Source organism: Pseudomonas sp. MF5691 (assembly GCF_016405645.1).
Classification (GTDB): domain Bacteria; phylum Pseudomonadota; class Gammaproteobacteria; order Pseudomonadales; family Pseudomonadaceae; genus Aquipseudomonas; species Aquipseudomonas shahriarae.
On sequence record NZ_JAEKDC010000008.1, the window covers coordinates 38403 to 63548 of the forward strand.

Below are 25146 nucleotides of genomic sequence, written 5' to 3' on the forward strand. Positions count from 1 at the left end.
ACAAAAAAGGGCTCATTCAGAGCCCTTTTTGGGTAACGCCTAACGTCTGTAGGAATTGGCTTGCCTGGGATGGCGCTGGGTCAGTCAGCAGGTTGGTGTCTGATCTATCGCTATCGCGGGCAAGCCCACTCCCACACAAGCCCACTCCACTGTCAGCGGCGGTCTTTACGCTTTTTGTCAGCCTTTTTGTTGTGGCTCATCAAGCGACGTTTCTTGTTCACTTGGCGGTCAGTCAGGCTGTTCTTGTTACCTTCGTACGGGTTCTCGCCACCTTTGAACTCGATGCGGATCGGTGTGCCGACCAGCTTCAAGACACGGCGGTAAGTGTTTTCCAGGTAACGCACGTAGGACTTGGGCACCTTCTCGATCTGGTTACCGTGGATCACGATAATCGGCGGGTTGGCACCACCCAAGTGGGCGTAACGCAGCTTGATCCGGCGGTTGTTGACCATCGGTGGCGCGTGTTCGCCCACCGCGTCTTCAAGGATCTGGGTCAGGCGGTTGGTCGGCCAGCGGGTGACCGCCGACTTGAACGAGTTCTGTACCGAAGCGTAGAGGTTGCCCACGCCAGTACCGTGCAGCGCCGAGATAAAGTGGATATCGGCGAAGTCGACGAAGAACAACCGGCGTTGCAGCTCGACCTTGACGAAGTCACGCTCGCTTGGGGTCATGCCGTCCCATTTGTTGATCGCGATCACCAACGCCCGACCAGCCTCCAGGGCAAAGCCCAGCAGGTTGAGGTCGTGGTCGACCACGCCTTCGCGGGCGTCCATCACGAAGATCACCACGTTGGCGTCTTTGATCGCCTGCAGGGTTTTGACCACCGAGAACTTTTCAACTTCCTCGTGGATCTTGCCGCGCTTGCGCACACCGGCGGTGTCGATCAGCGTGTACTTCTCGTCGTTACGCTCGAACGGGATGTAGATGCTGTCGCGGGTGGTGCCGGGCTGGTCGTAGACGATTACCCGGTCTTCACCGAGCATGCGGTTGACCAGGGTCGACTTGCCCACGTTGGGGCGGCCGATGATAGCGATCTTGATCCCGTCTTTTTCACTCGGGCCAGGAATGCGCTTGGCTTCCTCACCTTCAGCGACGATCTCTTCTTCGCCTTCAACTTCTTCGGCGTCATCCTTGGGGAAGTCGCGCAGGGCGATTTCCAGCATCTGGGTGATACCGCGACCGTGGGCACCGGCGACAGGAATCGCGTCACCCAGGCCCATCGGGCTGAATTCGGCACGGGCCGCTTCAGGATCGATGTTGTCGATCTTGTTGGCGATCAAATAGGAGCGCTTGTTACGTTTGCGCAAGTGCTCGCCGATCATCTGGTCGGCGGCGGTGTAGCCCGCACGGGCGTCCACCAGGAACAACACGACATCAGCTTCTTCAATGGCCAGCAGCGACTGCTCGGCCATCTTTTCGTCCATGCCATGCTCGTCACCGGAGATACCACCGGTGTCGACAATAATATAGGAGCGCCCTTGCCACTTTGCCTCACCGTATTGGCGATCACGGGTCAGACCGGACAAGTCGCCGACGATGGCGTCGCGAGTCCTGGTCAGGCGGTTGAACAAGGTGGACTTGCCGACGTTAGGTCGGCCCACCAGGGCGATTACGGGAACCATGCGGCTCTCCACTGCGTTATTTCAGAAAATACAAAAGCCGCTGCAAGGCAGCGGCTGGTGCTCGGGGCAACACCCGAAGGTGTCGCATGCCCTGCCGAAGCAGGGCCGCCTGGGGGTTACCCCAAGCATAGTTCTTACTTGATGGTCAGGGCTTCCAGCTTGCCGCTGTTACCAAACACATAAAGCATGTTGCCTACTACCAGCGGACGCGCACGCAGGCCGTCGCTGTCGATACGTTCACGGCCGACAAAGCGACCATCTACCTGGCTCAGCAGGTGCAGGTACCCTTCCAGGTCGCCTACCGCTACATAGCTGGAGAACACTTCCGGAGCCGACAGTTGACGGCGAGCCAGCGAGTCATTGCTCCACAGGGCTGTGGTGGAACGCTCATCGACGCTTTCAACGGTGCCCGATGCCAGGCTCACGTAGACGCTGCCAAAACCTTGGGCGACACCGGCGTAGCTGGAGGCATCACGCTGCCAGAGGACGCGGCCGCTTTGCAGGTCCAGCGCCGCGACACGGCCCTGGTAAGTGGCGACGTACAGGGTTTCACCCGACAGCAGCAAGCCGCCGTCGATGTCCACCACACGGTCCAGCTCGGAACGACCTTGCGGAATGGCGACCCGCGATTCCCAGGCTGGCACGCCGTTCTGGGTATCCAGGGCGACCACTTTACCGGTCGAAAGACCTGCCAGCGCCAGGTTATTGGTCACAACCGGACCACTGGTACCGCGCAACGTCAACACCGCAGGGGTGCTGTCGTACAGCCAGCGCTGCTCGCCGGTGTTGGCGTCAAGACCGATGACACGGTCATCCTGGGTCTGCACCACGACGATATCGCCGTTGGTGGCAGGCGGTGCGAGGACTTCACTGGTCACGCGAGCGCGCCATTTCTCTTCACCGGTGCTCGAATCCAGGGCCACGACTTCGCCTTTCAGCGTGCCGATCATCACCATGCCGTAACCCACGCCGACGGCGCCGGAAACAGGCAACTCGAGGTCTTTCTTCCACTTGACGTCGCCGTTCATGCGATCCATGGAGATCACCACGCCGGTCACGTCAGCGGCCACAATGTTGTCACCGTCGATTGCCGGTACCAACATGTTGTAGGTGTCGCCCTGGCCGTCACCGATAGAGCGGCTCCACTGCTTTTGCAGGACCACTTCTTCCTTGAAGCTGGTCAGCTCGGCCGGAGGCAGTTCTTTTTTGCTGTTGCTGCTGCAACCCGCGGCCAAAACGGCCAGAGCCAGCAATGCTGCATGTTTCCAACGGATCACGTCACGCATCCCCTTTGGCCAAGTCGTCCAGCTTGATTTGTAAGCCACCGACCGCTGCTTCATCAGACAGCGCAGCCTTGGCTTTTTGGTACGCAGCATTGGCTTCGTCGGTACGACCCAATTGGACCAGCAGGTCGCCCTTGAGCTCTTCGCGAGTGGCTACAAATGCCTTGTCAGCATCGCCGTCGAGCAGTTTCAGTGCTTCGTCGGCCTTGTTTTGTGCGGCCAGGACCTGGGCCAGGCGCTGACGTGCGATTTCACCCAGGGTCGGGTTGCTCGGCTTGTCGGCGATGGCTTTGAGCTCGGAGGCTGCATCATCCAGCTTGCCGGTATCGACCGCGACTTTCGCGACGAACAGGCTACCGTATTGGGCGTAGGTGCTACCGCCAAATTCGTTTTTCAGCTTGCCGGCCAGGTCCGCCACTTGGGCAGGATCAGGCTTGCCGGTAGGCGTCAGCGTGGTTTCCAGCAATTGCTGATAGAGCATCGAGGCGCCTTGCGACTGATTGCCCTGATACTTCTGGAACGCCTGCCAACCGAACACCACCACCAGCGCCAGCAGGCCGCCAGTTACCAGGGGTTTGCCGTTACGCTGCCACCAGTCTTTGAACTCGGCCAGCTGATCATCTTCAGTACTCGACACCCCAATACTCCTTAATCGCTAAATTCGGCTGTTTGACAGCTTCAACCCTGCACGATGCAGGTGGCCAAGTGCGCGGCAAGCGCATCAAAGGCAATGCTTTGTTGTTCGCCCTGGCCACGCAGGGGTTTGACACTTACCACTTGCTGGGCCAGTTCATCGTCGCCCAGGATCAGCGCGTACAACGCGCCGCTCTTGTCGGCTTTCTTGAATTGGCTCTTGAAGCTGCCAGCGCCGGCATTGACCTGCAGGCGCAGGTTCGGCAGTTGGTCGCGCAACTGTTCGCTCAAGGCCAGGCCAGCCAGTTCGGCTGCCTCGCCAAAGGCGCACAGGTACACGTCCACCTGACGGGAAATTTCTTCAGGGATCTGCTCCAGGGTTTCCAGCAGCAGGATCAGCCGCTCGATGCCCATGGCAAAACCCACGCCCGTGGTCGGCTTGCCACCCATCTGCTCAACCAGACCGTCGTAACGACCACCGGCACACACGGTGCCCTGGGCGCCGAGCTTGTCAGTGACCCACTCAAACACGGTCTTGCTGTAGTAATCGAGGCCGCGCACCAACTTGGGGTTGATCACGTAGGGAATCCCGGCCGCATCCAGGCGTGCCTTGAGGCCCTCGAAGTGCGTGCGGGACTCGTCGTCCAGGTAATCGGCCATTTTCGGCGCGTCGACCAGCACAGCCTGGGTCTCGGCGTTCTTGGTATCAAGGACGCGCAATGGGTTGGTCTTCAGGCGACGCTGGCTGTCTTCATCGAGCTTGTCCAGGTGAGCGGACAGGTACTCGACCAGGGCTTCACGGTAACGGCCACGGGACTCGCTGGTGCCCAGGCTGTTGAGCTCGAGCTTGACCGCGTCGCGGATGCCCAGTTGGCCCCACAGGCGCCAGGTCAGCACGATCAGCTCGGCGTCGATATCCGGGCCATCGAGGTTGAAGACTTCGCAACCGATCTGGTGAAACTGGCGATAACGGCCTTTTTGTGGGCGCTCGTGGCGGAACATCGGGCCGATGTACCACAGTTTCTGGGTCTGGCCACCACCGGTGATGCCATGCTCGAGCACAGCGCGCACGCACGCGGCGGTACCTTCCGGACGCAAGGTCAGGGAGTCGCCGTTGCGATCTTCGAAGGTGTACATCTCTTTTTCGACGATGTCAGTCACTTCACCGATGGAGCGCTTGAACAGCTCGGTGAACTCGACGATTGGCATGCGGATCTGCTTGTAACCGTAGTTATCCAGCAGGCGCGCGACCGTGCTCTCGAAATAGCGCCACAGGGGCGTCTGTTCGGGCAGGATGTCGTTCATGCCACGAATGGCTTGCAGAGACTTGCTCACATCAAATCCTTAAATTCGTTCGATCAGCCGCGAGCGATCAGCGCTGCGTCAGAGGCGACCTTCTCGGCCGCTTTCTCGCGGATCAGCCGTTCCAACTGATCCACCAGATTATCATTCGTCAATTTCTGCGACGGCTTGCCGTCGATGTAAATCAGGTTCGGGGTACCGCCGGTCAGGCCTACGTGCGCCTCCTTGGCCTCACCCGGCCCGTTGACCACACAGCCGATCACCGCAACATCCAGCGGTACCAGCAGGTCTTCCAGGCGTACTTCCAACTCGTTCATGGTTTTCACCACGTCGAAGTTCTGCCGCGAGCAACTCGGGCAGGCAATAAAATTGATGCCACGGGAGCGTAAATGCAGGGATTTGAGAATGTCGTAGCCGACTTTCACTTCCTCTACCGGGTCCGCCGCCAGGGAGATACGAATGGTATCGCCAATCCCGTCGGCCAGCAGCATACCGAGACCCACCGCAGATTTCACTGTGCCTGAACGCAAACCACCGGCTTCGGTGATGCCCAGGTGCAATGGCTGCACGATTTCCTTGGCCAGCAGGCGGTAGGCTTCTACCGCCATGAACACGTCGGAAGCCTTTACACTGACCTTGAAATCCTGGAAGTTCAGGCGTTCAAGGTGCTCGACATGGCGCAGTGCCGACTCGACCAGGGCTGCCGGGGTAGGCTCGCCGTATTTCTTCTGCAGGTCTTTTTCCAGGGAGCCAGCGTTGACACCGATGCGGATCGGGATCCCGCGGTCACGGGCGGCGTCGACCACGGCACGCACGCGGTCTTCGCGACCGATGTTGCCCGGGTTGATCCGCAGGCAGTCGACGCCCAGTTCGGCCACGCGCAACGCGATCTTGTAGTCGAAGTGGATATCGGCGACCAATGGTACCTTGACCAATTGCTTGATGCGGCCGAAGGCTTCGGCAGCGTCCATATCCGGCACGGAAACCCGCACGATATCGACGCCAGCGGCTTCCAGGCGGTTGATCTGGGCCACGGTGGCCGCTACGTCATTGGTGTCGCTGTTGGTCATGCTCTGCACGGCGATGGGGGCATCACCACCCACCGGCACGGAGCCGACCCAGATCTTGCGCGATACGCGACGTTTGATTGGAGATTCGCCGTGCATGACTATTGTCCCAACTTCAGGCGAGCGGTCTCGCCACTGGTGAACGGCGCCACGTCTACAGGCTGGCCGTTATAGGCCACTTGCGCGCCACGGGCAAAGCCCAGACGCAGCGTCAAAGGAGGCTTGCCGACCTGCTCAAGCGTATCTCCCTTACGCTTCAAAGCACTGAACAGGACTTTGCCATTGCCATCGGTGACTTGTGTCCAGCAGTCAGCGACGTAGGTAATGTGGAGACGGCCATCCCCCGCCACGCCGGCAGGCGCCTGGTCGGCAGGTGCAGCGACTGTTGGTGCGACTGGCGCGGCCGGAGCCTGGGCCGGTACAACAGGCGCCTGGACCGTGGCGGCCGGGGCCTGGGCCACGGGAGCCATTGGAGCCGGTGCAACGGCGGCCGGAGCTGGCTCAGCGCTGGCTTCGGCAGGCTGCTGGCCCGCTTGCAGCTCAAGATTGGTTTCAGGGGCAGCCTGGCCCTGGACGACAGCCTGGTCTTCCGGTTCGTCCAAGGGGTGAATCTGGGTGGTACCGTCAGCGCTTTCGACTTCGACGTGTTCCAGGGCGTTGCTGATCAGATCCTTGCTGCGCAGCGAGGTCTGGTCCTGCCACCAGATAAAACCACCACCGATCACTGCAATCAGCAATAACAGGCTGACAATTCGCAAAATAGTATGGGAAACCCGCACCGGTTCTTCAATACGACCGAGACCGTGTACGTTACTGCCCTGGGAATCCGTACCGGTGAACTGGTCGAATTGCTGGACCAGGATGGCCTGGTCAGTGCCCAGCAGCTTGGCATAGGCGCGGATATAACCACGGGCGAAGGTATGCCCTGGCAGTTTGTCGAACGCGCCGTTTTCCAGGTTACCCAGGGAAGTGGTGGTCAAATTGAGCTTGAGGGCCACTTCTTCCAGCGACCAACCATTGCTTTCGCGGGCCTGACGCAAGGTCTCGCCTGGGTTTACGCGATTAGCGGCTACAACTTCCGGGTGCGCGGCTTTCATCATTGCTCCGACAGGTATTGCTGATATTCCGGGGTACCGGGATAGAGTCGTTCTAATTGCTGACCAAAACGTGCGGCCTTGTCGCGTTCTTCATGAACCGTGGCCAGGCGCACACCAAGCAATAGACTACGTGCATTTTGCCCACTGAGCAGGCTAAAACGCTCGTAATAGTCACGTGCCGGCACATAATGCCTGTCTTCAAACGACAACTGGGCCATTTCGAGCAAGGCCCGTGGCTGGCGCTGATTCAGGTGCAGGGCTTTTTCCAGTTGCTGGCGGGCATCTTCACGCTGGCCGAGACGCACGGAGGTCACTCCCAGGTTCTCGAAAACCCGCGAACGTTCAGGATATAGGGTATCAGTGGCTGCTTGCTGGAAATAACCGGACGCTTGCTTATAACGCTCCTGCTGAAACAGGAAGCTGCCGTAGTTGTTGAGCAGGCGTGGATCATGGGGGCGAACAGCCAGGGCCTTGCGGTAATACTGGTCGGCCAGCTCGGGCTCGGCCTGGGCCTGGAACACCAGGGCCAACGCCGCATTCGCGTCGGCATCATGGTTGTCGAGGGCCAGGGCCATTTGCAGCGGCACCTTGGCCTGCTCGCTCAGGCCCTGGCGCAGGTATCCCAGCCCCAACTGCACATAGGCAGCACGCGCTTCGTCACGGCCCTTGCCGGTTTGCAACGGACTATCAGAGCCCGATGAAACACAGCCAACCGACAGGCTGGCAACAAGCAACAGCAGCGCAAGGCGCAAGGGCATAGAGATCCTCTCTCAGGTTCGTGTCGCGGCGTTCTGCGCCAGATCGCTGTCGGCGCTCAATTCGCGCACTGCGATGTAACGCTCGCTACGACGGGTGCGATCCAGCACCTGTCCTACCAATTGGCCACAAGCGGCGTCGATGTCCTCACCACGGGTGGTGCGCACAGTCACATTGAAGCCAGCCTGGTGCAGTTGATCCTGGAAACGACGGATGGCGTTGTTGCTCGGCCGCTCGTAGCCAGAATGGGGAAACGGGTTGAACGGAATCAGGTTGATCTTGCACGGGGTGTTCTTGAGCAACTCGATCATCTCGACCGCGTGTTCAACCTTGTCATTGATATCTTTGAGCAAGGTGTACTCGATGGTCAGGACGCGCTTTTCGCCCAGGGACGACATATAACGCTGGCAAGATTCGAGGAGCATCTTAAGCGGATACTTCTTGTTGATCGGCACCAATTGGTTACGCAATGCGTCATTGGGTGCGTGCAGCGACAACGCCAGGGAGACGTCGATGTGCTTGGACAGCTCATCAATCATCGGCACCACGCCGGAGGTCGACAGGGTCACACGGCGCTTGGAGATGCCGTAGCCCAGGTCGTCCATCATCAGGTGCATGGCCGCAACCACGTTGTCGAAGTTCAGCAGCGGCTCACCCATGCCCATCATCACCACGTTGGTGATGGCACGGTCGACGGTCGCCGGGACGCTGCCAAAGGATTTGTTGGCAATCCACACCTGGCCAATGACTTCGGCGGCGGTGAGGTTGCTATTGAAGCCTTGCTTGCCGGTGGAGCAGAAACTGCAATCCAGGGCACAGCCTGCCTGGGACGAAACGCACAAGGTGCCACGTTTGCCCTGGGGAATGTAGACGGTCTCGACGCAGCTGCCGGACGCCACGCGCACCACCCACTTACGGGTGCCGTCGCTGGAGATGTCCTCGCTGACCACTTCAGGACCACGGACCTCAGCAATCGCCTTGAGCTTGTCGCGCAGGGCCTTGCTGACGTTCGTCATGGCGTCGAAATCGTCGACGCCAAAGTGGTGAATCCACTTCATTACCTGACCGGCACGGAAACGCTTCTCCCCGATTGAGTCGAAGAATTTTTCCATTTCCTGTTGAGTCAGACCCAGCAGGTTGGTTTTTACAGTCGATGTAGTCATGGATTCACCTTCACTCTTAAGCCAATGCTTAGCGAGTGGTTACTTCAGTAGCTGCGAAGAAGTACGAAATTTCGCGAGCAGCAGCGGCTTCGGAGTCCGAACCGTGTACAGCGTTGGCGTCGATGGAATCAGCGAAGTCAGCACGGATAGTGCCGGCAGCTGCTTCTTTAGGGTTGGTAGCGCCCATCAGCTCACGGTTCAGAGCGATAGCGTTTTCGCCTTCCAGAACCTGAACAACAACAGGACCGGAGATCATGAAGGCAACCAGGTCACCGAAGAAACCACGAGCGCTGTGCTCAGCGTAGAAGCCTTCAGCTTCAGCCTTGGACAGTTGCTTGAGTTTCGAAGCTACAACCTTCAGGCCGGCTTTTTCGAAACGAGTGGTGATCTCGCCGATGACGTTTTTTGCAACAGCGTCAGGCTTGATGATGGAGAAAGTACGTTGAACAGCCATGGTGTAACTCCAGAAACGGTAATTTGCGAAAAATTAAACCCGCGAATTATACGCGGGTTCTTGGGTATTGCCTAACTGCGTAAGGGAGGCTTCAGTCCTGTTCTTCTTTCCAGGCAGTCTGGATCGCTTCGAGAACCTTTTCACCACCACGATCCCGCTCGTCTTCGAACCCTGGCAACGCCATGACCATGTCACGCAAAGCTACAAAGTTCACCGAATAGGGATCCGTATCCGGATGGCCGTCGGCCAGCAGAATAGCGATTTCTTGCACATCAACCCATTTAAGACTCATGACACTTCCTTGAATCAGTGCGGCGCTTCGGCGGCATGGTTGAGCGAATACTTTGGAATTTCGACGGTGAGGTCTTCTGTCCCCACCTTGGCCTGACAGCTCAGGCGCGAAGTCGGTTCCAGGCCCCACGCCCTATCAAGATAGTCCTCTTCCAGCTCATCAGCCTCTTCGAGACTGTTGAAACCTTCGCGGATAATGCAGTGACAGGTGGTGCAGGCGTTAACACCACCACACGCACTCTCGATCTCGATATGGTTGTCATGGGCAACTTCGAGAATGGACTTGCCGGTCTCAGCCTCCACGACCATACCGTCCGGGCAATGCTCGGCGTGTGGCAGAAAAATGACCTGTGGCATCAGTTATTCCTCGATTTCATTCAGGTTGCGTCCCGCCAGGGCGGCTTTCACCGTCTGGTTCATACGACGGGCAGCAAAGGCATCGGTTACTTGTGAAAGGCGCTTGGTCTGTTGTTCGATGGCATAGCCATCGGTGCCTTTCATCAATTGGGCCAGTTCCTGCATCTGCAGGTCGATGACCAGACGCTCTTCAGCATCCAGCAGGCGCTCGCCGTCGGCCTCAAGGGCGCCCTGCACCGCTTCAAGCAGGCGCTGGGCATCGACTTGCTGCTCACGCAACACCCGGGCGACCTTGTCATCACCGGCGTACTGGAACGAATCCTTGAGCATCTTGGCGATTTCGCCGTCAGTCAGGCCGTAGGACGGCTTGACCTGGATGCTCGCTTCAACGCCCGAACCCAGCTCGCGTGCTGCCACGCTGAGCAGGCCGTCGGCGTCAACTTGGAACGTCACGCGGATCTTCGCCGCCCCCGCGACCATGGCCGGGATACCGCGCAATTCAAAACGCGCCAGGGAGCGGCAGTCGCTGATCAGCTCGCGCTCGCCTTGCAGCACGTGAATCATCATGGCCGTCTGACCATCTTTATAAGTGGTGAAGTCCTGGGCGCGGGCGACGGGAATGGTGGTGTTGCGCGGAATCACCTTCTCCATCAGGCCGCCCATGGTTTCCAGGCCCAGGGACAACGGAATCACATCAAGCAGCAACAACTCGCCGCCATCGCGCTTGTTGCCGGCCAGGGTATCGGCCTGGATCGCGGCACCGATGGCCACCACCTGATCCGGGTCGATTTCGGTCAGCGGCTGGCGGCCGAAGGCGTCGGCTACCGCTTCGCGAACCCGTGGCACACGGGTCGAACCGCCAACCATGACCACCGCGCCAACTTCTTCCAGTTCGATGCCGGAATCACGTACGGCGCGACGGCAAGCCTTCAGACTACGGGCGACCATTGGCTCGATCAGCGCATCAAAGGCTTCACGGGTCAGTTGGGCCGACCAGGAGCCGTAGGAAACTTCAACAGATGCGGCGTCAGTCAGCGCTTCCTTGGCGGCGCAGGCGGTTTGCAGCAGGTTACGCTGCTCGCCCGGATCCAGGTCGGCGGACAAACCGGCACTGGTGATCATCCAACCGGCAATGGCGTGGTCGAAGTCATCCCCACCCAGGGCACTGTCGCCACCGGTGGCCAGCACTTCAAACACACCGCCAGTCAGGCGCAGAATCGAAATATCAAAGGTGCCGCCGCCCAGGTCATAGATAGCAACCAGGCCTTCAGCGTGCTGATCCAGGCCATAGGCCACAGCTGCCGCCGTCGGCTCGTTGAGCAGGCGCAGCACGTTCAGACCGGCGAGTTTCGCCGCATCCTTGGTGGCTTGGCGCTGGGCGTCATCAAAATAAGCCGGGACCGTGATGACCGCCCCGACCAATTCGCCACCCAAGGTAGTTTCTGCACGCTGGCGCAGTACCTTGAGGATATCGGCCGACACTTCCACCGGGCTTTTCGGCCCCTGCACGGTGTCGATGAACGGCATATGGGATTCGCCGCCGACAAAGCGGTACGGCAGTTGGTCGCCCAATTGCTTGACGTCGGACAGCCCACGACCCATCAAGCGCTTGACCGACAGTATGGTGTTCAGCGGGTCGGCAGACGCCGCCAACCGAGCGGACTCGCCCACTTCGATGCGGTCAGCGTGATAGCGCACGGCGGATGGCAGGATGACCTGGCCATCAGCATCGGGCAGCGGCTCGGAGAGACCGCTGCGCAGTGCGGCGACCAGTGAATTGGTAGTACCCAAGTCGATGCCAACCGCCAGGCGACGCTGGTGCGGTTGAGGACTTTGGCCGGGTTCGGCGATCTGCAGTAGAGCCATGGTAATCAGGTCTTATCTGTCTATCAGGCGTGCAATCTGTGCAGCACTGGGTTAATCGTCGAGGCGCTCTTCTAGCTGGCGCACTTCGTAAGTGAGCTTGTCGAGGAACTGCATGCGCCGCATCAGGCGTTCGGCCTGTTCACGTTGCGCTGCATCGTCCCAACAGGCTGCGAAGCTTTCGTTGAGTTCATCCTGGGCCACTTTCAGACGCCGCTTGAAGACTGCGACGCCAGCCAGATCGGCCTCGTCCTGCAAGTCTTCAAGCTCTTCACGCCACTGCATCTGCTGCATCAGGAAATCAGGGTCATGGACCGTGACTTCCAGCGGCATTTCGCCACCACCCATGGCGAGCAGGTAACGCGCGCGTTTGGGAGGGCTTTTGAGCGTCTGATAGGCTTCGTTGAGGCTGGCTGACTGCTCCAGCGCCAGGCGCTGCTCACGCTCGGAAGCGTCGGCAAAGCGATCCGGATGCACCCCACGCGCCAATTCACGGTAGCGCGTGGCAAGCTGCTCGAGGTCCAGCCGAAAGCTCGGCTGCAGCTCGAATAAAGCGAAATGACAAGGAGTACCCACAAATAGCCTCAGATGTTGAAGCTTTCGCCGCAGCCACATTCACCGCGTACGTTGGGGTTGTTGAACTTGAAGCCTTCGTTCAACCCTTCCTTGACGAAATCGAGTTCGGTGCCGTCCAGGTAGGTCAGGCTTTTCGGGTCGATGATCACTTTCTCGCCGTGACTTTCGAACACCTGATCTTCCGCAACCACCTCGTCGACGAACTCCAGCACGTAGGCAAGGCCGGAACAGCCTGTGGTGCGCACACCCAGACGAATCCCCTCACCTTTACCGCGCCCATCCAGGGAGCGTCGCACGTGCCGCGCAGCCGCTTCTGTCATGCTGATAGCCATCGTTGACTCCTTACTCGTCGCCAAATGCTTAGATCAAGCCTTTCTTCTGCTTGTAATCGCGAACGGCCGCCTTGATGGCGTCCTCTGCAAGTACCGAGCAGTGAATTTTCACGGGCGGCAGGGCCAGCTCTTCGGCCAACTGGGTGTTGCTGATAGTGACAGCTTCATCCAGGGTCTTGCCTTTCATCCATTCGGTCGCCAGGGAACTGGAGGCGATGGCTGAACCGCAGCCGTAGGTCTTGAACTTGGCGTCTTCGATAACGCCAGCGTCATTGACCTTGATCTGCAGGCGCATAACGTCGCCGCACGCCGGAGCGCCGACCATGCCGGTGCCCACATCAGGATCTTCCGCGTCCATCTTGCCGACGTTGCGCGGGTTTTCGTAGTGGTCGATGACCTTTTCGCTGTAAGCCATGGTACTGAATCCTCACTCATCAGGGCCGCTCTGGAACCCTGTAGAAACGCCTGCGTTTTCCGCCACGTTCCTACAGAGCTTGGGTGGCGGCTTCTATATTTAGTGTGCCGCCCACTCGATCTTGGAAATATCGACACCGTCTTTGTACATGTCCCACAGCGGCGACAGAGTGCGCAGCTTGGTGACCGCTTCGCAGACTTTCTGCGCTGCGTAGTCGACTTCTTCTTCGGTGGTGAAACGGCCGAACGTAAAGCGGATCGAGCTGTGCGCCAACTCGTCGTTGCGGCCCAGGGCGCGCAGGACGTAGGACGGCTCAAGGGAAGCCGAGGTGCAGGCCGAACCGGACGAAACCGCCAGATCCTTGAGCGCCATGATCAGCGACTCGCCCTCGACGTAGTTGAAGCTCAAATTCAGGTTGTGCGGTACACGGGCGGTCATGCTGCCGTTGATGTACAGCTCTTCAAGGTTCTCGACCTGCTTGTAGAAGCGATCGCTGAGAGCCTTGATGCGCACATTTTCGGCAGCCATGTCTTCTTTGGCTACACGGAAGGCTTCGCCCATGCCGACGATCTGGTGGGTCGCCAGGGTGCCCGAGCGCATGCCGCGCTCGTGACCGCCGCCGTGCATGGTGGCTTCGATACGGACGCGAGGCTTGCGGCTCACGTACAGCGCGCCAATGCCTTTAGGGCCGTAGGTCTTGTGGGCCGAGAACGACATCAGGTCGACTTTCAGCTTGGACAGGTCGATATCGACCTTGCCGGTGGACTGGGCAGCATCGACATGCAGCAACACGCCTTTGGAGCGGGTCAGCTCGCCGATGGCGGCGATGTCGTTGATGGTGCCGATTTCGTTGTTCACGTGGATCACGGAAACCAGGATGGTGTCTTCACGCATCGCGGCTTCGATCATTGCCGGGGTGACGATACCGTCGGTGGTGGGCTCGAGGTAAGTAACCTCGAAACCTTCACGCTCCAGTTGGCGCATGGTGTCGAGGACAGCCTTGTGCTCAATCTTGGTGGTGATCAGGTGCTTGCCCTTGGTCGCGTAGAAATGCGCGGCGCCCTTGATTGCCAGGTTGTCGGACTCGGTGGCACCGGAGGTCCAGACGATTTCACGCGGGTCGGCATTGACCAGGTCGGCGACCTGGCGACGAGCGTTTTCCACCGCTTCCTCGGCCTTCCAGCCGAAAACGTGGGAACGGGAGGCCGGGTTGCCGAAGTTTCCGTCAACCAGCAGGCATTCGCTCATCTTTTGCGCGACACGCGGATCAACCGGGGTGGTCGCTGAGTAATCAAGGTAAATCGGCAATTTCATGGACTTTCTCCTAAATCAGGCTGGCTGGCGTGCCGTTAGCTCTTCGGCTGTCACTCGACGGCGGACGCTTCAATCTTGTCCAGACGCGGCACCTTGGTGTTGCATCGGCGCTGGTCCTGACGCTGGGCTACTTCCTGCACCTCACGGCGAGTCACAAGATCAGCCAAGCTGATACCACTCAAAAACTCATGGATCTGCAGGCTCAGGTCACACCACAAGTGGTGTGTCAGGCAGGTGTCGCCGGCATGGCAATCACCCAGGCCCTGGCACTTGGTAGCATCGACGGACTCATTGACCGCGTCGATCACCTGGGCCACCTGGATGCCCTGCATATCGCGGGACAACTGATAACCGCCACCCGGGCCACGCACACTGGAAACCAGGTTGCTGCGGCGCAGCTTGGCGAACAGCTGCTCAAGGTAAGACAGGGAAATGCCTTGGCGCTCGGAGATATCGGCCAGGGACACCGGCCCGTTTTGCGCGTGCAGGGCCAGATCGAGCATGGCGGTCACCGCATATCGGCCTTTTGTAGTCAGTCTCATGGACAAGTACCAAGGTGTTTCAGAATGGGAGCAAGTATGCGATTCCCGAGTATTTAAGTCAACTATAAGACCTAGTACTTTAGTCAGGAATACCCGTAAAAAGGGCGCGCGAATCATAGCAGGATGGGGTGGGATCGAACAGCAGGAACAGGGCCAGGGCTCAATCTCAAGACCAATGGAGATCAAATGGGGGAGCTGGCTTGCCTGCGATAGGGGTGGATCAGCAGCCCAAGGGGTGACTGGCAGACTGCTATCGCAGGCACGCCAGCTCCCACAGGGCATTTTATCGGACTTAAAACCTAACCAGCCTTGGTGGCACCGGCCTCATCCTTGATCTCAGCGAAGTCCTCTTCGCGCAACTCAGGGAGATCTTTCGCACAGTAAGGACTACCCAGATCCTTCAGCGCGCCGCACATCCCGTCCAGCTTGCCATCCACCGCCTGCAGGTGGTCGAGCAACTGGCCGATGGCGCGAGCCACCGGGTCCGGCATGTCTTCGCTGACGCCATAGGCGTCGAAGCCGATCTTCTCGGCCATGGCCTTGCGCTTGGCCTCCTGCTCATCGCCGACTTCCGGCTTGACGATGATCCGCCCAGGAATGCCCACCACGGTTGCGCCCGGTGGCACCGCCTTGGTCACCACCGCATTGGAACCAACCTTGGCACCGGCACCCACGGTAAACGGCCCCAACACCTTGGCGCCCGCCCCTACCACTACACCGTTTTCCAGGGTTGGGTGACGTTTACCCTTGTTCCAGGTGGTACCGCCCAGCGTCACGCCTTGATACAAGGTCACGTCATCACCAATTTCGGCGGTCTCACCAATAACGATGCCCATGCCGTGATCGATGAAGAAGCGACGACCGACCTTGGCCCCCGGATGAATCTCGATCCCGGTCAGCCAGCGACCAAAGTTCGACACCAGCCGCGCCAGCCACTTCCAGCCCATGCCCCACAAGGCACCGGACAAGCGGTGAATCCAGATCGCGTGCATGCCCGGGTAGCAGGTCAGCACTTCAAAGGCGTTGCGCGCCGCCGGGTCACGATGGAAAACACTCTGGATATCTTCTCGCAAACGCTCGAACATTTTTAATCCTTCCGCTTAAGAAGCTCGCCACGGGCCGCTTTCTGGGTTTCCGTGAGGATGCCACGCAATATATTCATCTCTGCCCGGCTGACCGAGCTGCGCCCATACAGCCGGCGCAGGCGCGCCATCAAGTGCCGTGGTTTTTCCGGATCAAGGAATTCAATGGCCACCAGGGTCTGCTCCAGGTGTTCATAGAACCGTTCCAGTTCATCCATGGTGGCCAATTCACCACTTTTGGTGGATGCGACCTCGTCCTTCTCCATCTTGCTCGGCTGGCCTTGTGCTGCCAGCCAGGCCATGCGCACTTCATAACTCAACACCTGCACGGCTGCCCCGAGGTTCAGCGAGCTGAATTCAGGGTCTGATGGAATGTGCACGTGATAATGACATCGCTGCAGCTCGTCATTGGTCAGGCCGGAGTCTTCACGGCCAAATACCAGAGCGATTTCAGCACCGCCAGCAGCCTCTTCGACCACTTTGGCCCCGCACTCGCGGGGATCGAGCAGCGGCCAGGGGATGCGCCGGTCACGAGCACTGGTGCCGAGCACCAGGTTGCAACCGACCAGGGCGTCTTCCAGGGTGGCGACAACCTGGGCTTTTTCCAGGATGTCATTGGCGCCTGAGGCACGAGCGTCAGCTTCGTGGTGCGGGAACACCCGTGGCTCCACCAGCACCAGGCGCGTCAGCCCCATGTTTTTCATGGCCCGCGCCACCCCGCCGATATTGCCGGGGTGACTGGTATTGACGAGGACGACACGAATGTTTTGCAGCAAGGGAGGCGCTCTCGGACATGGGAAAGGGGGGCAAATATTACAGAACAGCCTAAGGTTATGCCATGAAAGCGAACGTCGTCCTTCACCTGAAGAAAGTTTCTGCTAGAATGCCCGGCTTTCTTTAACAACCTTAGGTGACACATCCATGCAGCCCATGCTGAATATCGCGCTGCGCGCCGCCCGCAGCGCCAGTGAATTGATCTTCCGCTCCATCGAGCGCCTGGATACCATCAAGGTCGACGAAAAAGACGCCAAGGATTATGTATCCGAGGTGGATCGCGCCGCCGAACAGAAAATCATCGACGCCCTGCGCAAGGCCTACCCTACCCACGGCATCCTCGGTGAAGAAACCGGCCTGCACAAAGGTAGCGGCGAAGGCGAAGACTACCTGTGGATCATCGACCCACTGGATGGCACCACCAACTTCCTGCGCGGCATCCCACACTTTGCCGTGAGCATTGCCTGCAAATACCGTGGCCGCCTGGAACACGCCGTCGTGCTGGACCCGGTTCGCCAGGAAGAATTCACCGCCAGCCGTGGCCGTGGCGCCCAGTTGAACGGTCGTCGCCTGCGTGTCAGCGGTCGCACCAGCCTGGACGGCGCCCTGCTGGGCACCGGCTTTCCGTTCCGTGACGACCAGATGGACAACCTGGAAAACTACCTGGGCATGTTCCGCGCCCTGGTTGGCCAGACCGCCGGCATCCGCCGCGCCGGCGCCGCCAGCCTGGACCTGGCATACGTTGCCGCCGGTCGTTTTGATGCGTTCTGGGAGTCGGGCCTGTCCGAGTGGGACATGGCCGCAGGCGCCCTGCTGATTCAAGAAGCCGGCGGCCTGGTGAGCGACTTCACCGGCGGTCACGACTTCCTGGAGAAGGGTCACGTGGTAGCAGGCAACACCAAATGCTTCAAGGCAGTCCTGACGGCGATCCAGCCGCACCTGCCGGCTTCGCTGAAGCGTTAAGCGAGCGAGCACAAAAAAGCACCCCTCGGGGTGCTTTTTTTATGCCTGGGATTTGGCCATGCCTCGCTTTCAGCGACAACACAAATCAAATATGGGAGCGGGCTTGCCCGCGATAGCGGAGTGCCTGGTTAGACACATTTGACTGATTCACCGCCATCGCGGGCAAGCCCGCTCCCACATTTTGAGCTGCGCCAGGCCTGGGATTACTGTTGATTTTGGCCCAAGATCAAACGCCCTTCTTTATCCACTGGAATCTGGCTACCCGGATCACGCTCCATGCGCACCGATCCTTCCTTGCCATCCAGGTTGTAACGCACGTCATACCCGACAACCTTGTCGCTGATGTCGTTGACGGTATTACAGCGCGTCTGGGTGGTGGTGTAGGTATCACGGTTCTGCATGCCTTCCTGAACCTTGTTACCGGCATAACCACCACCGACTGCGCCAGCTACGGTGGCAATCTTCTTGCCTGTACCGCCACCGATCTGGTTACCCAGCAGACCACCTGCCAGGGCGCCGACCACGGTACCAGCGATTTGATGCTGATCCTGCACCGGACGCTGCCGGGTTACGGTGACGTCCTTGCAGACCTCACGCGGGGTTTTGATCTGGGTCTTGACCGGCTGCACTGCCAGCACTTGCGCATACTCAGGGCCGCTTTTTACCAGGCTGTAGGTGGCGACAGCACCCCCGGCAGTCACACCGACAGCACCCAATACCGCACCAACCAGTAACGACTTGTTCACGTGAACCTCCTGACCATCACAAGCGGACTGAAACGTCCGCGCTATACCCAGCCTTGGAGCAAAAAAAAAGGCGCGAGTTCAATACTCGCGCCTTCTTTGTAACAGCCGATCAACAAAAACCCATCAAGGGCGCTCGTCGACCTCCTTGTCTGTCGCAACAGGAGGAATCAGGTCTTCGCTGTTGAGGTTCAGCCAGATCAGCACCACGTTGGCGATGTAGATCGACGAGTAGGTACCTGCCAGGACGCCGATGAACAGCGCCAGGGAGAAGCCCCACAGGTTGTCGCCACCGAAGATCATCAGCGCGCCAATCGCCAGCAAGGTGGAGATCGACGTCGCCATGGTACGCAGCAGGGTCTGGGTGGTGGAGATGTTGATGTTCTCGATCAACGTCGCCTTGCGCAGCACCCGGAAGTTCTCGCGAACCCGGTCGAATACCACGATGGTGTCGTTCAAAGAGTAACCAATGATCGCCAGCACCGCCGCCAGTACCGTCAGGTCGAAGGTGATCTGGAAGTACGCCAGGATACCCACGGTCACGATCACGTCGTGGATCAGCGAGATAATGGCACCGACGCCGAACTTCCACTGAAAGCGGAACGCCAGGTAGACCATGATGCCGGCCAGCGCCATCAGCATGCCGAGGCCGCCCTGGTCGCGCAGCTCTTCACCCACCTGCGGGCCGACGAACTCGACGCGCTTGACCGAAGCCGGGTTGTCGCCACCGACCTTGAGCAAGGCCTCAGCTACCTGGTGACCCAGTTGCGGGTCTTCACCGGGCATCCGCACCAGCAGGTCGGTGGTCGCACCAAAGCTCTGCACGATCGCCTCGTCATACCCGGCCTCGTTCAGTTGGGCACGCACCTTGGTGACGTCGGCCGGTTTCTCGTAGGTCAGCTCGATGAGCGTACCGCCGGTGAAGTCCAGGCCGTAGTTCAACCCCTTATGGAACCAGCTGAACAGCGCCAGGACGGTAAGGAGCACAGTGACGCCGAACGCAACGTTGCGAACGCCCATGAAGTTGATTGTACGTAACATGGCAGCCCCTTAAATCCACAACTTCTTGAAGTCACGCCCGCCAAAGGTCAGGTTGACCATTGCGCGGGTCACCAAAATGGCCGTGAACATCGAGGTAAAGATACCGAGGGACATGGTCACCGCAAAACCCTTGACCGGGCCGGTGCCCATGGCAAAGAGAATCCCGCCGACCAGCAATGTGGTCAGGTTGGAGTCGAGAATCGCGGTAAATGCCCGGCCGAAGCCTTCGTTGATTGCCCGCTGCACGCTCATGCCCGCTGCAATCTCTTCACGAATCCGCGAGAAGATCAGCACGTTGGCGTCTACCGCCATACCCATGGTCAGCACGATACCGGCGATACCCGGCAGGGTCAGTGTAGCCCCCAGCAGCGACATCAGGGCCAGCAGCATCACCATGTTGCCCGCCAGGGCTACGGTGGCGATGACGCCGAAGAAGCGGTAGATGGCAATGATGAACAGCGAAACGAACAGCATGCCCCACAGCGCCGCATCGACACCCTTGGTGATGTTGTCAGCACCCAGGCTTGGACCAATGGTGCGCTCCTCGGCGAAGTACATCGGTGCCGCCAGGCCACCGGCACGCAACAGCAGCGCCAGCTCGGAAGACTCACCCTGGCCGTTCAGGCCGGTGATGCGGAATTGAGCACCCAGAGGCGACTGGATGGTCGCCAGGCTGATGATCTTCTTCTCTTCCTTGAAGGTCTGTACCGCCACGTCTTTCTCGACGCCATTGACCATTTGCTTGGTGTAGGTGGTCACCGGGCGTTGCTCGATGAAGATCACCGCCATGCTGCGACCGACGTTGCTGCGCGTGGCGCGGTTCATCAGTTCGCCACCATGACCATCCAGACGGATGTTCACTTCAGGCGTGCCGTGCTCGCCGAAACCAGCCTTGGCATCCGTCACCTGGTCACCGGTGATGATCAGGCTACGCTCGATCTGCGCGGCTGGGCGGTTGCCCTCGCGGAACTCGAAGGTTTCGGAAGTGGCCCTGGAAGCACCCGGCTCGGCCGCCAGGCGGAACTCCAGGTTGGCAGTCTTGCCGAGGATGCGCTTGGCTTCAGCAGTATCCTGCACGCCCGGCAGCTCAACCACGATGCGATTGGCACCCTGGCGCTGAACCAGAGGCTCGGCCACACCCAGCTCGTTGACGCGGTTACGTACCGTGGTCAAGTTCTGCTTGATGGAGTATTCACGGATTTCCGCCAGCTTAGCCGGGGTCATCGCCAGACGCAGTACCGCCTGACCATTGAGGTCGGCCGGAACAATGTCGAAATCGTTGAAGTTTTTGCGGATCAGTGCACGGGCCTGTTCGCGGCTTGCTTCGTCAGCAAAACCCAGCTGGATGGCACCATTGAGCTGCGGCAGGCTGCGATAACGCAGGCGCTCTTTACGCAACAGGCTCTTCACATCGCCTTCGTAGACTTTCATGCGTGCGTCGAGGGCTTTGTCCATGTCCACTTCCAACAGGAAGTGCACACCACCGGACAAGTCCAGACCCAGCTTCATGGGATGCGCGCCAATGCTGCTCAGCCATTTTGGCGTGGTCTGAGCCAGGTTCAGTGCAACGACGTAGTCATCACCCATGACCTTGCGTACAACATCCTTGGCCGGCAATTGGTCTTCTTGCTTGGTCAGGCGCAGCAAACCGCCCTTCGCATCAGCTGCCAATGTTGCCGCTTTAACCTGGATACCCGCGTCGATGAGCGCCTTGCTCGCACGGTCCAGGTCAGCCTGATTGACCTGCAGCGAAGTGCTGGCACCGGTGATCTGGATCGCCGGGTCATCAGGATAGAGATTGGGAGCGGAATAAATAAAGCCGATCGCCAGCACCGCCAGGATCAGTACGTATTTCCACAGAGGGTATTTGTTCAGCATCACGCCGCCCGCTTATGACGCGGGGCGCCTTGCGCGCCCCGTCGATTGGTAAAAGTTGTTACTCAGATCGCTTTGAGCGTGCCTTTTGGCAGCGTGGCGGCAATGGCGCCTTTCTGGAACTTCATTTCAACGGTGTCGGAGACTTCCAGTACCACGAAAGCATCGGAAACCTTGGTGATCTTGCCAGCGATACCGCCGGTGGTGACCACTTCGTCGCCTTTTTGCAGGCTACCCAGCAGGTTTTTCTGCTCTTTGGCGCGCTTGGCCTGTGGGCGCCAGATCATCAGGTAGAAGATGACCAGGAAGCCGACCAGGAAAATCCACTCGAAACCACCGCCCATAGGACCGGCAGCGGCCGGTGCAGCGGCGTCAGCCATAGCGTTAGAGATAAAAAAGCTCATTTAGCACTCCAGTTGCAAATAGTGAATCTTAGGGTCGGGAAACTCAGTCCAAGGGCGGCACGGGCAGCCCGCGCTTGGCATAGAAGGCATCGACAAAGGCGGCCAATGTACCCTGTTGAATAGCCTCGCGCAAACCAGCCATCAGGACTTGGTAGTGACGCAAATTGTGGATGGTATTCAACATGCTACCCAGCATTTCCCCGCATTTGTCCAGATGGTGCAGATAAGCACGGGAGAAGTTCTGGCAGGTGTAGCAATCACAGGTGGGATCCAGCGGCGAATCATCATGGCGATGGAACGCGTTACGGATCTTCAGCACGCCTGTATCAATGAACAGATGCCCATTGCGGGCATTACGGGTTGGCATCACGCAATCGAACATGTCCACACCGCGGCGCACACCCTCTACGAGATCTTCTGGTTTGCCAACGCCCATAAGGTAACGAGGTTTGTCAGAAGGCATCAGGCCTGGCAGGTAGTCCAGCACCTTGATCATTTCATGCTTGGGCTCGCCCACCGACAGACCGCCAATGGCCAGGCCATCAAAGCCGATCTTGTCCAGGCCTTCCAGCGAGCGCTTGCGCAGGCTTTCGTGCATACCGCCCTGAACGATACCAAACAACGCCGCCGTGTTTTCGCCGTGGGCATTCTTCGAGCGCTGGGCCCAGCGCAACGACAGCTCCATGGAGATCCGCGCCACGTCTTCATCGGCCGGGTACGGCGTGCACTCGTCAAAAATCATCACAATGTCGGAGCCCAGGTCGCGCTGGACCTGCATCGACTCTTCCGGGCCCATGAACACCTTGGAACCGTCCACCGGCGAGGCGAAGGTCACGCCCTCCTCCTTGATCTTGCGCATGGCGCCCAGGCTGAACACCTGAAAACCACCGGAGTCAGTCAGGATCGGGCCTTGCCACTTCATGAAGTCATGCAGGTCGCCGTGCTTCTTGATCACTTCCGTGCCCGGGCGCAGCCACAGGTGGAAGGTGTTGCCAAGGATGATCTCGGCGCCGGTGGCGACGATGTCACGCGGCAGCATGCCTTTGACCGTGCCGTAGGTGCCGACCGGCATGAACGCCGGGGTCTCCACGGTACCGCGAGGGAAGGTCAGGCGGCCGCGACGGGCCTTGCCGTCGGTGGCCAATAATTCAAACGACATACGACTCATAGTTGTTCCTCTGGGCCGCGCGGCGCCGGATTACGGGTGATAAACATCGCATCACCGTAGCTGAAAAAGCGGTATCCATTGTCAATGGCTGCGTTATACGCGGCCATTGTTTCGGGATAACCCGCGAAGGCCGACACCAGCATCAACAGCGTGGATTCCGGCAAATGGAAGTTGGTGACCAGGCAGTCGACCACATGAAACGGCCGGCCTGGGTAGATAAAGATGTCGGTGTCGCCACTGAACGGCTTGAGCACGCCATCGCGCGCCGCGCTCTCCAGGGAGCGCACGCTGGTGGTGCCCACTGCGACCACCCGCCCACCGCGCGCCTTGCAGGCGTTGACCGCGTCCACCACGGCCTGGCTGACTTCCAGCCATTCGCTGTGCATATGGTGATCTTCGATGTTCTCCACACGCACCGGCTGAAACGTCCCGGCCCCCACGTGCAGGGTCACATAGGCAGTCTCGACACCCTTGGCGGCAATCGCATCCAGCAGCGGCTGGTCAAAATGCAACCCGGCCGTCGGCGCGGCGACGGCGCCGAGGCGTTCGGAGTAAACCGTCTGATAGCGCTCGCGGTCCGAGTCTTCATCGGGACGGTCTATATAAGGAGGCAACGGCATATGGCCGACACGCTCCAGCAGCGGCAACACTTCCTCGGCAAACTTGAGCTCGAACAGCGCGTCATGGCGCGCGACCATCTCGGCCTCGCCACCGCCATCAATCAGAATGCTCGACCCCGGTTTCGGCGACTTGCTGGAGCGCACATGGGCCAGCACACGATGGCTGTCCAGCACCCGCTCGACGAGAATTTCCAGCTTGCCGCCGGAAGCTTTCTGGCCAAACAGCCGCGCCGGAATCACCCGGGTATTGTTGAAGACCATCAAATCGCCTGGGCGCAAATGCTCAAGCAAATCAGTGAATTGACGGTGTGCAAGGGCACCGCTGACCCCGTCCAGGGTCAACAGTCGGCTGGCGCGACGCTCGGCCAAAGGGTGGCGGGCGATCAGCGAATCCGGGAGTTCAAAAGTAAAGTCAGCAACGCGCATGATGGGGTTCGTCTAGCAGGGCCGGGAAGTCTAGCGGAAATAGTGAAAATAGACCATGAAACGTGATTGACCAACGGTAATCACCTCTCTATACTTCGCCGCCATTGAGCCCTGATGGCGGAATTGGTAGACGCGGCGGATTCAAAATCCGTTTTCGAAAGGAGTGGGAGTTCGAGTCTCCCTCGGGGCACCATAATTTTCCTTGTAAATCAAGGACTTAGAAAAGGGGTAGAAAGAAATTTCTACCCCTTTTTCTATCCAAAAAATCTACCCTTCTCATACCCTTTTCTTGGGAAAAACCGCCTCCCGGTGGCGTCCGCTTCGGCTTCGCTCTGCACACCTGAAACGGTGTATTGAAGCTATCCTTCTTATCCAGACCGTTTGACGTGCTGCGGCTCTGCAGCAGTGCGGGAAAGGGTCAACCATGGATCGAATGTGTCTCATACTCAGGTGAGGATTAGCCTAAGAATGATTATCAGACCATTTACTATTTAGATTGCCACTAAGCTCTGCAAAAACCTCTACATAAAAAGCGACAAAAAGCATGATGGTAAAATGACATGCCATGGGTTAGTGTTTGTGTTATTTCGCTGGGTTCATCGGTGTAGGTAACTAATATGTTTGGGCACTATAAAAATAGACAGAAGCATTACGAAATAGTCAAACAGATATTATGGCAAGACTATAAAGTTGATAACGAGTTGAATCCAAATTTTATTTCGCTATCCGATTATAAAAGCATAGTTGATGAAGCTGTTCGTGATGAGATAAATGATGAAGAGGTCGCATTAAAAGTTGTGACCAGATATTGTGTTAACTTGGCAGCCAATGGCCATATACAAGATGCAAAACAATTAGCTCCAAGAGTTCTATTTGCTGCTGAGTATTTTTTAGATCGCGGCTTAATATCAAAAAAAATCTGGAATTACGTGAATACAGGGCTATCAAGTTATGTTCTGCCTACCAAAGACTGAATACAACAT

The 25146-nt window shown here is 58.7% G+C and carries 27 protein-coding genes and 1 tRNA gene; 3 read left to right on the top strand and 25 right to left on the bottom strand.

What is annotated here, in order from left to right; all coding sequences use genetic code 11:
- Positions 1-152 precede the first annotated feature (152 nt).
- The 19 genes from der to trmJ all read right to left on the bottom strand — a co-directional run bounded on the left by der (position 153) and on the right by trmJ (position 16925).
- Positions 153-1622 (bottom strand): ribosome biogenesis GTPase Der, encoded by a 1470-nt coding sequence (der, locus tag JFT44_RS13490; RefSeq protein WP_057437955.1) that lies wholly within the window; start codon positions 1620-1622, stop codon positions 153-155.
- 134 nt (positions 1623-1756) lie between these two features.
- The gene (bamB, locus tag JFT44_RS13495) at positions 1757-2908 is read right to left on the bottom strand and encodes an outer membrane protein assembly factor BamB (protein WP_057437953.1); all 1152 of its coding nucleotides are present in this window, start codon (positions 2906-2908) and stop codon (positions 1757-1759) included.
- Positions 2901-3542, bottom strand: a complete 642-nt coding sequence (locus JFT44_RS13500) for a tetratricopeptide repeat protein (RefSeq protein ID WP_057437951.1) — start codon at positions 3540-3542, stop codon at positions 2901-2903. Before JFT44_RS13500 ends, bamB begins: the two co-directional genes overlap by 8 nt.
- A 41-nt stretch (positions 3543-3583) precedes the next feature.
- Positions 3584-4873 carry a histidine--tRNA ligase gene (gene hisS / locus JFT44_RS13505; RefSeq protein WP_057437949.1) on the bottom strand — a complete coding sequence of 430 codons (1290 nt, stop codon included), beginning with the start codon at positions 4871-4873 and terminating at the stop codon, positions 3584-3586.
- Between the two features lie 23 nt (positions 4874-4896).
- The gene (gene ispG, locus JFT44_RS13510) at positions 4897-6006 is read right to left on the bottom strand and encodes a flavodoxin-dependent (E)-4-hydroxy-3-methylbut-2-enyl-diphosphate synthase (RefSeq protein ID WP_057437947.1); all 1110 of its coding nucleotides are present in this window, start codon (positions 6004-6006) and stop codon (positions 4897-4899) included.
- A 2-nt stretch (positions 6007-6008) separates the two neighbouring features.
- Positions 6009-7004, bottom strand: a complete 996-nt coding sequence (locus tag JFT44_RS13515; protein WP_198792266.1) for a RodZ family helix-turn-helix domain-containing protein — start codon at positions 7002-7004, stop codon at positions 6009-6011.
- Complete coding sequence (gene pilW, locus JFT44_RS13520) at positions 7004-7762, bottom strand: type IV pilus biogenesis/stability protein PilW (RefSeq protein WP_057437943.1); 759 nt, start codon at positions 7760-7762, stop codon at positions 7004-7006. Before pilW ends, JFT44_RS13515 begins: the two co-directional genes overlap by 1 nt.
- 12 nt (positions 7763-7774) lie before the next feature.
- On the bottom strand, positions 7775-8923 hold the full coding sequence (gene rlmN / locus JFT44_RS13525; RefSeq protein ID WP_057437941.1) for a 23S rRNA (adenine(2503)-C(2))-methyltransferase RlmN: 1149 nt from the start codon (positions 8921-8923) through the stop codon (positions 7775-7777).
- 28 nt (positions 8924-8951) lie between these two features.
- Positions 8952-9377 carry a nucleoside-diphosphate kinase gene (ndk, locus tag JFT44_RS13530; RefSeq protein ID WP_017846179.1) on the bottom strand — a complete coding sequence of 142 codons (426 nt, stop codon included), beginning with the start codon at positions 9375-9377 and terminating at the stop codon, positions 8952-8954.
- Positions 9378-9468: 91 nt separating this feature from the next.
- The gene (iscX, locus tag JFT44_RS13535; RefSeq protein ID WP_057437937.1) at positions 9469-9669 is read right to left on the bottom strand and encodes a Fe-S cluster assembly protein IscX; all 201 of its coding nucleotides are present in this window, start codon (positions 9667-9669) and stop codon (positions 9469-9471) included.
- Between the two features lie 14 nt (positions 9670-9683).
- Positions 9684-10025: an ISC system 2Fe-2S type ferredoxin gene (gene fdx, locus JFT44_RS13540; RefSeq protein ID WP_016977666.1), complete on the bottom strand. Its 342-nt coding sequence runs from the start codon at positions 10023-10025 to the stop codon at positions 9684-9686.
- A 3-nt stretch (positions 10026-10028) separates the two neighbouring features.
- Entirely contained in the window at positions 10029-11891 is a 1863-nt protein-coding gene (gene hscA, locus JFT44_RS13545) for a Fe-S protein assembly chaperone HscA (protein WP_057960568.1), read from the bottom strand.
- 51 nt (positions 11892-11942) lie between these two features.
- On the bottom strand, positions 11943-12464 hold the full coding sequence (gene hscB, locus JFT44_RS13550) for a co-chaperone HscB (protein ID WP_057437935.1): 522 nt from the start codon (positions 12462-12464) through the stop codon (positions 11943-11945).
- A gap of 8 nt (positions 12465-12472) precedes the next feature.
- A complete protein-coding gene (gene iscA, locus JFT44_RS13555; RefSeq protein WP_010565230.1) occupies positions 12473-12796 on the bottom strand; it encodes an iron-sulfur cluster assembly protein IscA in 324 nt (107 codons plus the stop codon).
- Positions 12797-12824: 28 nt separating this feature from the next.
- Positions 12825-13211, bottom strand: a complete 387-nt coding sequence (gene iscU / locus JFT44_RS13560) for a Fe-S cluster assembly scaffold IscU (RefSeq protein WP_028617851.1) — start codon at positions 13209-13211, stop codon at positions 12825-12827.
- Positions 13212-13310: 99 nt separating this feature from the next.
- Positions 13311-14525 carry an IscS subfamily cysteine desulfurase gene (locus tag JFT44_RS13565; RefSeq protein ID WP_057437931.1) on the bottom strand — a complete coding sequence of 405 codons (1215 nt, stop codon included), beginning with the start codon at positions 14523-14525 and terminating at the stop codon, positions 13311-13313.
- Positions 14526-14575: 50 nt separating this feature from the next.
- Positions 14576-15067, bottom strand: a complete 492-nt coding sequence (gene iscR / locus JFT44_RS13570; RefSeq protein ID WP_038446306.1) for a Fe-S cluster assembly transcriptional regulator IscR — start codon at positions 15065-15067, stop codon at positions 14576-14578.
- Between the two features lie 299 nt (positions 15068-15366).
- Positions 15367-16152 carry a serine O-acetyltransferase gene (cysE, locus tag JFT44_RS13575; RefSeq protein ID WP_057960569.1) on the bottom strand — a complete coding sequence of 262 codons (786 nt, stop codon included), beginning with the start codon at positions 16150-16152 and terminating at the stop codon, positions 15367-15369.
- Positions 16153-16154: 2 nt separating this feature from the next.
- Positions 16155-16925 carry a tRNA (cytosine(32)/uridine(32)-2'-O)-methyltransferase TrmJ gene (gene trmJ, locus JFT44_RS13580; protein WP_057960570.1) on the bottom strand — a complete coding sequence of 257 codons (771 nt, stop codon included), beginning with the start codon at positions 16923-16925 and terminating at the stop codon, positions 16155-16157.
- Between the two features lie 145 nt (positions 16926-17070).
- On the opposite strand from trmJ, the gene suhB reads away from it, so the two are divergent.
- The gene (suhB, locus tag JFT44_RS13585; RefSeq protein ID WP_003175971.1) at positions 17071-17886 is read left to right on the top strand and encodes an inositol-phosphate phosphatase; all 816 of its coding nucleotides are present in this window, start codon (positions 17071-17073) and stop codon (positions 17884-17886) included.
- A gap of 203 nt (positions 17887-18089) precedes the next feature.
- On the opposite strand, the gene JFT44_RS13590 is transcribed toward suhB, so the two are convergent.
- The 6 genes from JFT44_RS13590 to queA form a co-directional block, all read right to left on the bottom strand.
- A complete protein-coding gene (locus JFT44_RS13590) occupies positions 18090-18632 on the bottom strand; it encodes a glycine zipper 2TM domain-containing protein (protein ID WP_029298576.1) in 543 nt (180 codons plus the stop codon).
- Positions 18633-18755: 123 nt separating this feature from the next.
- Positions 18756-19670, bottom strand: coding sequence for a protein translocase subunit SecF (gene secF, locus JFT44_RS13595; RefSeq protein ID WP_057960571.1), 915 nt, complete (start codon positions 19668-19670; stop codon positions 18756-18758).
- 9 nt (positions 19671-19679) lie between these two features.
- The gene (secD, locus tag JFT44_RS13600) at positions 19680-21548 is read right to left on the bottom strand and encodes a protein translocase subunit SecD (protein ID WP_057960572.1); all 1869 of its coding nucleotides are present in this window, start codon (positions 21546-21548) and stop codon (positions 19680-19682) included.
- A gap of 62 nt (positions 21549-21610) precedes the next feature.
- Complete coding sequence (yajC, locus tag JFT44_RS13605) at positions 21611-21949, bottom strand: preprotein translocase subunit YajC (RefSeq protein ID WP_003175975.1); 339 nt, start codon at positions 21947-21949, stop codon at positions 21611-21613.
- 43 nt (positions 21950-21992) lie between these two features.
- Positions 21993-23108, bottom strand: a complete 1116-nt coding sequence (gene tgt / locus JFT44_RS13610) for a tRNA guanosine(34) transglycosylase Tgt (RefSeq protein ID WP_162947783.1) — start codon at positions 23106-23108, stop codon at positions 21993-21995.
- Between the two features lie 5 nt (positions 23109-23113).
- The gene (queA, locus tag JFT44_RS13615) at positions 23114-24163 is read right to left on the bottom strand and encodes a tRNA preQ1(34) S-adenosylmethionine ribosyltransferase-isomerase QueA (protein WP_057437921.1); all 1050 of its coding nucleotides are present in this window, start codon (positions 24161-24163) and stop codon (positions 23114-23116) included.
- A 108-nt stretch (positions 24164-24271) separates the two neighbouring features.
- Between queA and JFT44_RS13620 the strand changes: the two genes are divergently transcribed.
- Positions 24272-24356 (top strand) — tRNA-Leu (locus JFT44_RS13620).
- A 424-nt stretch (positions 24357-24780) separates the two neighbouring features.
- Positions 24781-25137 carry a hypothetical protein gene (locus tag JFT44_RS13625; protein WP_143129379.1) on the top strand — a complete coding sequence of 119 codons (357 nt, stop codon included), beginning with the start codon at positions 24781-24783 and terminating at the stop codon, positions 25135-25137.
- The last annotated feature ends 9 nt before the right edge of the window (positions 25138-25146 follow it).

Excerpts from the sequence above, each read along its gene's own strand:
- der (WP_057437955.1), bottom strand. The coding sequence starts at position 1,622 with ATGGTTCCCGTAATCGCCCTGGTGGGCCGACCTAACGTCGGCAAGTCC.
- bamB (WP_057437953.1), bottom strand. The coding sequence starts at position 2,908 with ATGCGTGACGTGATCCGTTGGAAACATGCAGCATTGCTGGCTCTGGCC.
- ispG (WP_057437947.1), bottom strand. The coding sequence starts at position 6,006 with ATGCACGGCGAATCTCCAATCAAACGTCGCGTATCGCGCAAGATCTGG.
- JFT44_RS13515 (WP_198792266.1), bottom strand. The coding sequence starts at position 7,004 with ATGAAAGCCGCGCACCCGGAAGTTGTAGCCGCTAATCGCGTAAACCCA.
- pilW (WP_057437943.1), bottom strand. The coding sequence starts at position 7,762 with ATGCCCTTGCGCCTTGCGCTGCTGTTGCTTGTTGCCAGCCTGTCGGTT.
- rlmN (WP_057437941.1), bottom strand. The coding sequence starts at position 8,923 with ATGACTACATCGACTGTAAAAACCAACCTGCTGGGTCTGACTCAACAG.
- ndk (WP_017846179.1), bottom strand. The coding sequence starts at position 9,377 with ATGGCTGTTCAACGTACTTTCTCCATCATCAAGCCTGACGCTGTTGCA.
- iscX (WP_057437937.1), bottom strand. The coding sequence starts at position 9,669 with ATGAGTCTTAAATGGGTTGATGTGCAAGAAATCGCTATTCTGCTGGCC.
- fdx (WP_016977666.1), bottom strand. The coding sequence starts at position 10,025 with ATGCCACAGGTCATTTTTCTGCCACACGCCGAGCATTGCCCGGACGGT.
- hscA (WP_057960568.1), bottom strand. The coding sequence starts at position 11,891 with ATGGCTCTACTGCAGATCGCCGAACCCGGCCAAAGTCCTCAACCGCAC.
- iscA (WP_010565230.1), bottom strand. The coding sequence starts at position 12,796 with ATGGCTATCAGCATGACAGAAGCGGCTGCGCGGCACGTGCGACGCTCC.
- iscU (WP_028617851.1), bottom strand. The coding sequence starts at position 13,211 with ATGGCTTACAGCGAAAAGGTCATCGACCACTACGAAAACCCGCGCAAC.
- JFT44_RS13565 (WP_057437931.1), bottom strand. The coding sequence starts at position 14,525 with ATGAAATTGCCGATTTACCTTGATTACTCAGCGACCACCCCGGTTGAT.
- iscR (WP_038446306.1), bottom strand. The coding sequence starts at position 15,067 with ATGAGACTGACTACAAAAGGCCGATATGCGGTGACCGCCATGCTCGAT.
- cysE (WP_057960569.1), bottom strand. The coding sequence starts at position 16,152 with ATGTTCGAGCGTTTGCGAGAAGATATCCAGAGTGTTTTCCATCGTGAC.
- suhB (WP_003175971.1), top strand. The coding sequence starts at position 17,071 with ATGCAGCCCATGCTGAATATCGCGCTGCGCGCCGCCCGCAGCGCCAGT.
- secF (WP_057960571.1), bottom strand. The coding sequence starts at position 19,670 with ATGTTACGTACAATCAACTTCATGGGCGTTCGCAACGTTGCGTTCGGC.
- secD (WP_057960572.1), bottom strand. The coding sequence starts at position 21,548 with ATGCTGAACAAATACCCTCTGTGGAAATACGTACTGATCCTGGCGGTG.
- yajC (WP_003175975.1), bottom strand. The coding sequence starts at position 21,949 with ATGAGCTTTTTTATCTCTAACGCTATGGCTGACGCCGCTGCACCGGCC.
- tgt (WP_162947783.1), bottom strand. The coding sequence starts at position 23,108 with ATGTCGTTTGAATTATTGGCCACCGACGGCAAGGCCCGTCGCGGCCGC.
- queA (WP_057437921.1), bottom strand. The coding sequence starts at position 24,163 with ATGCGCGTTGCTGACTTTACTTTTGAACTCCCGGATTCGCTGATCGCC.
- JFT44_RS13625 (WP_143129379.1), top strand. The coding sequence starts at position 24,781 with ATGTTTGGGCACTATAAAAATAGACAGAAGCATTACGAAATAGTCAAA.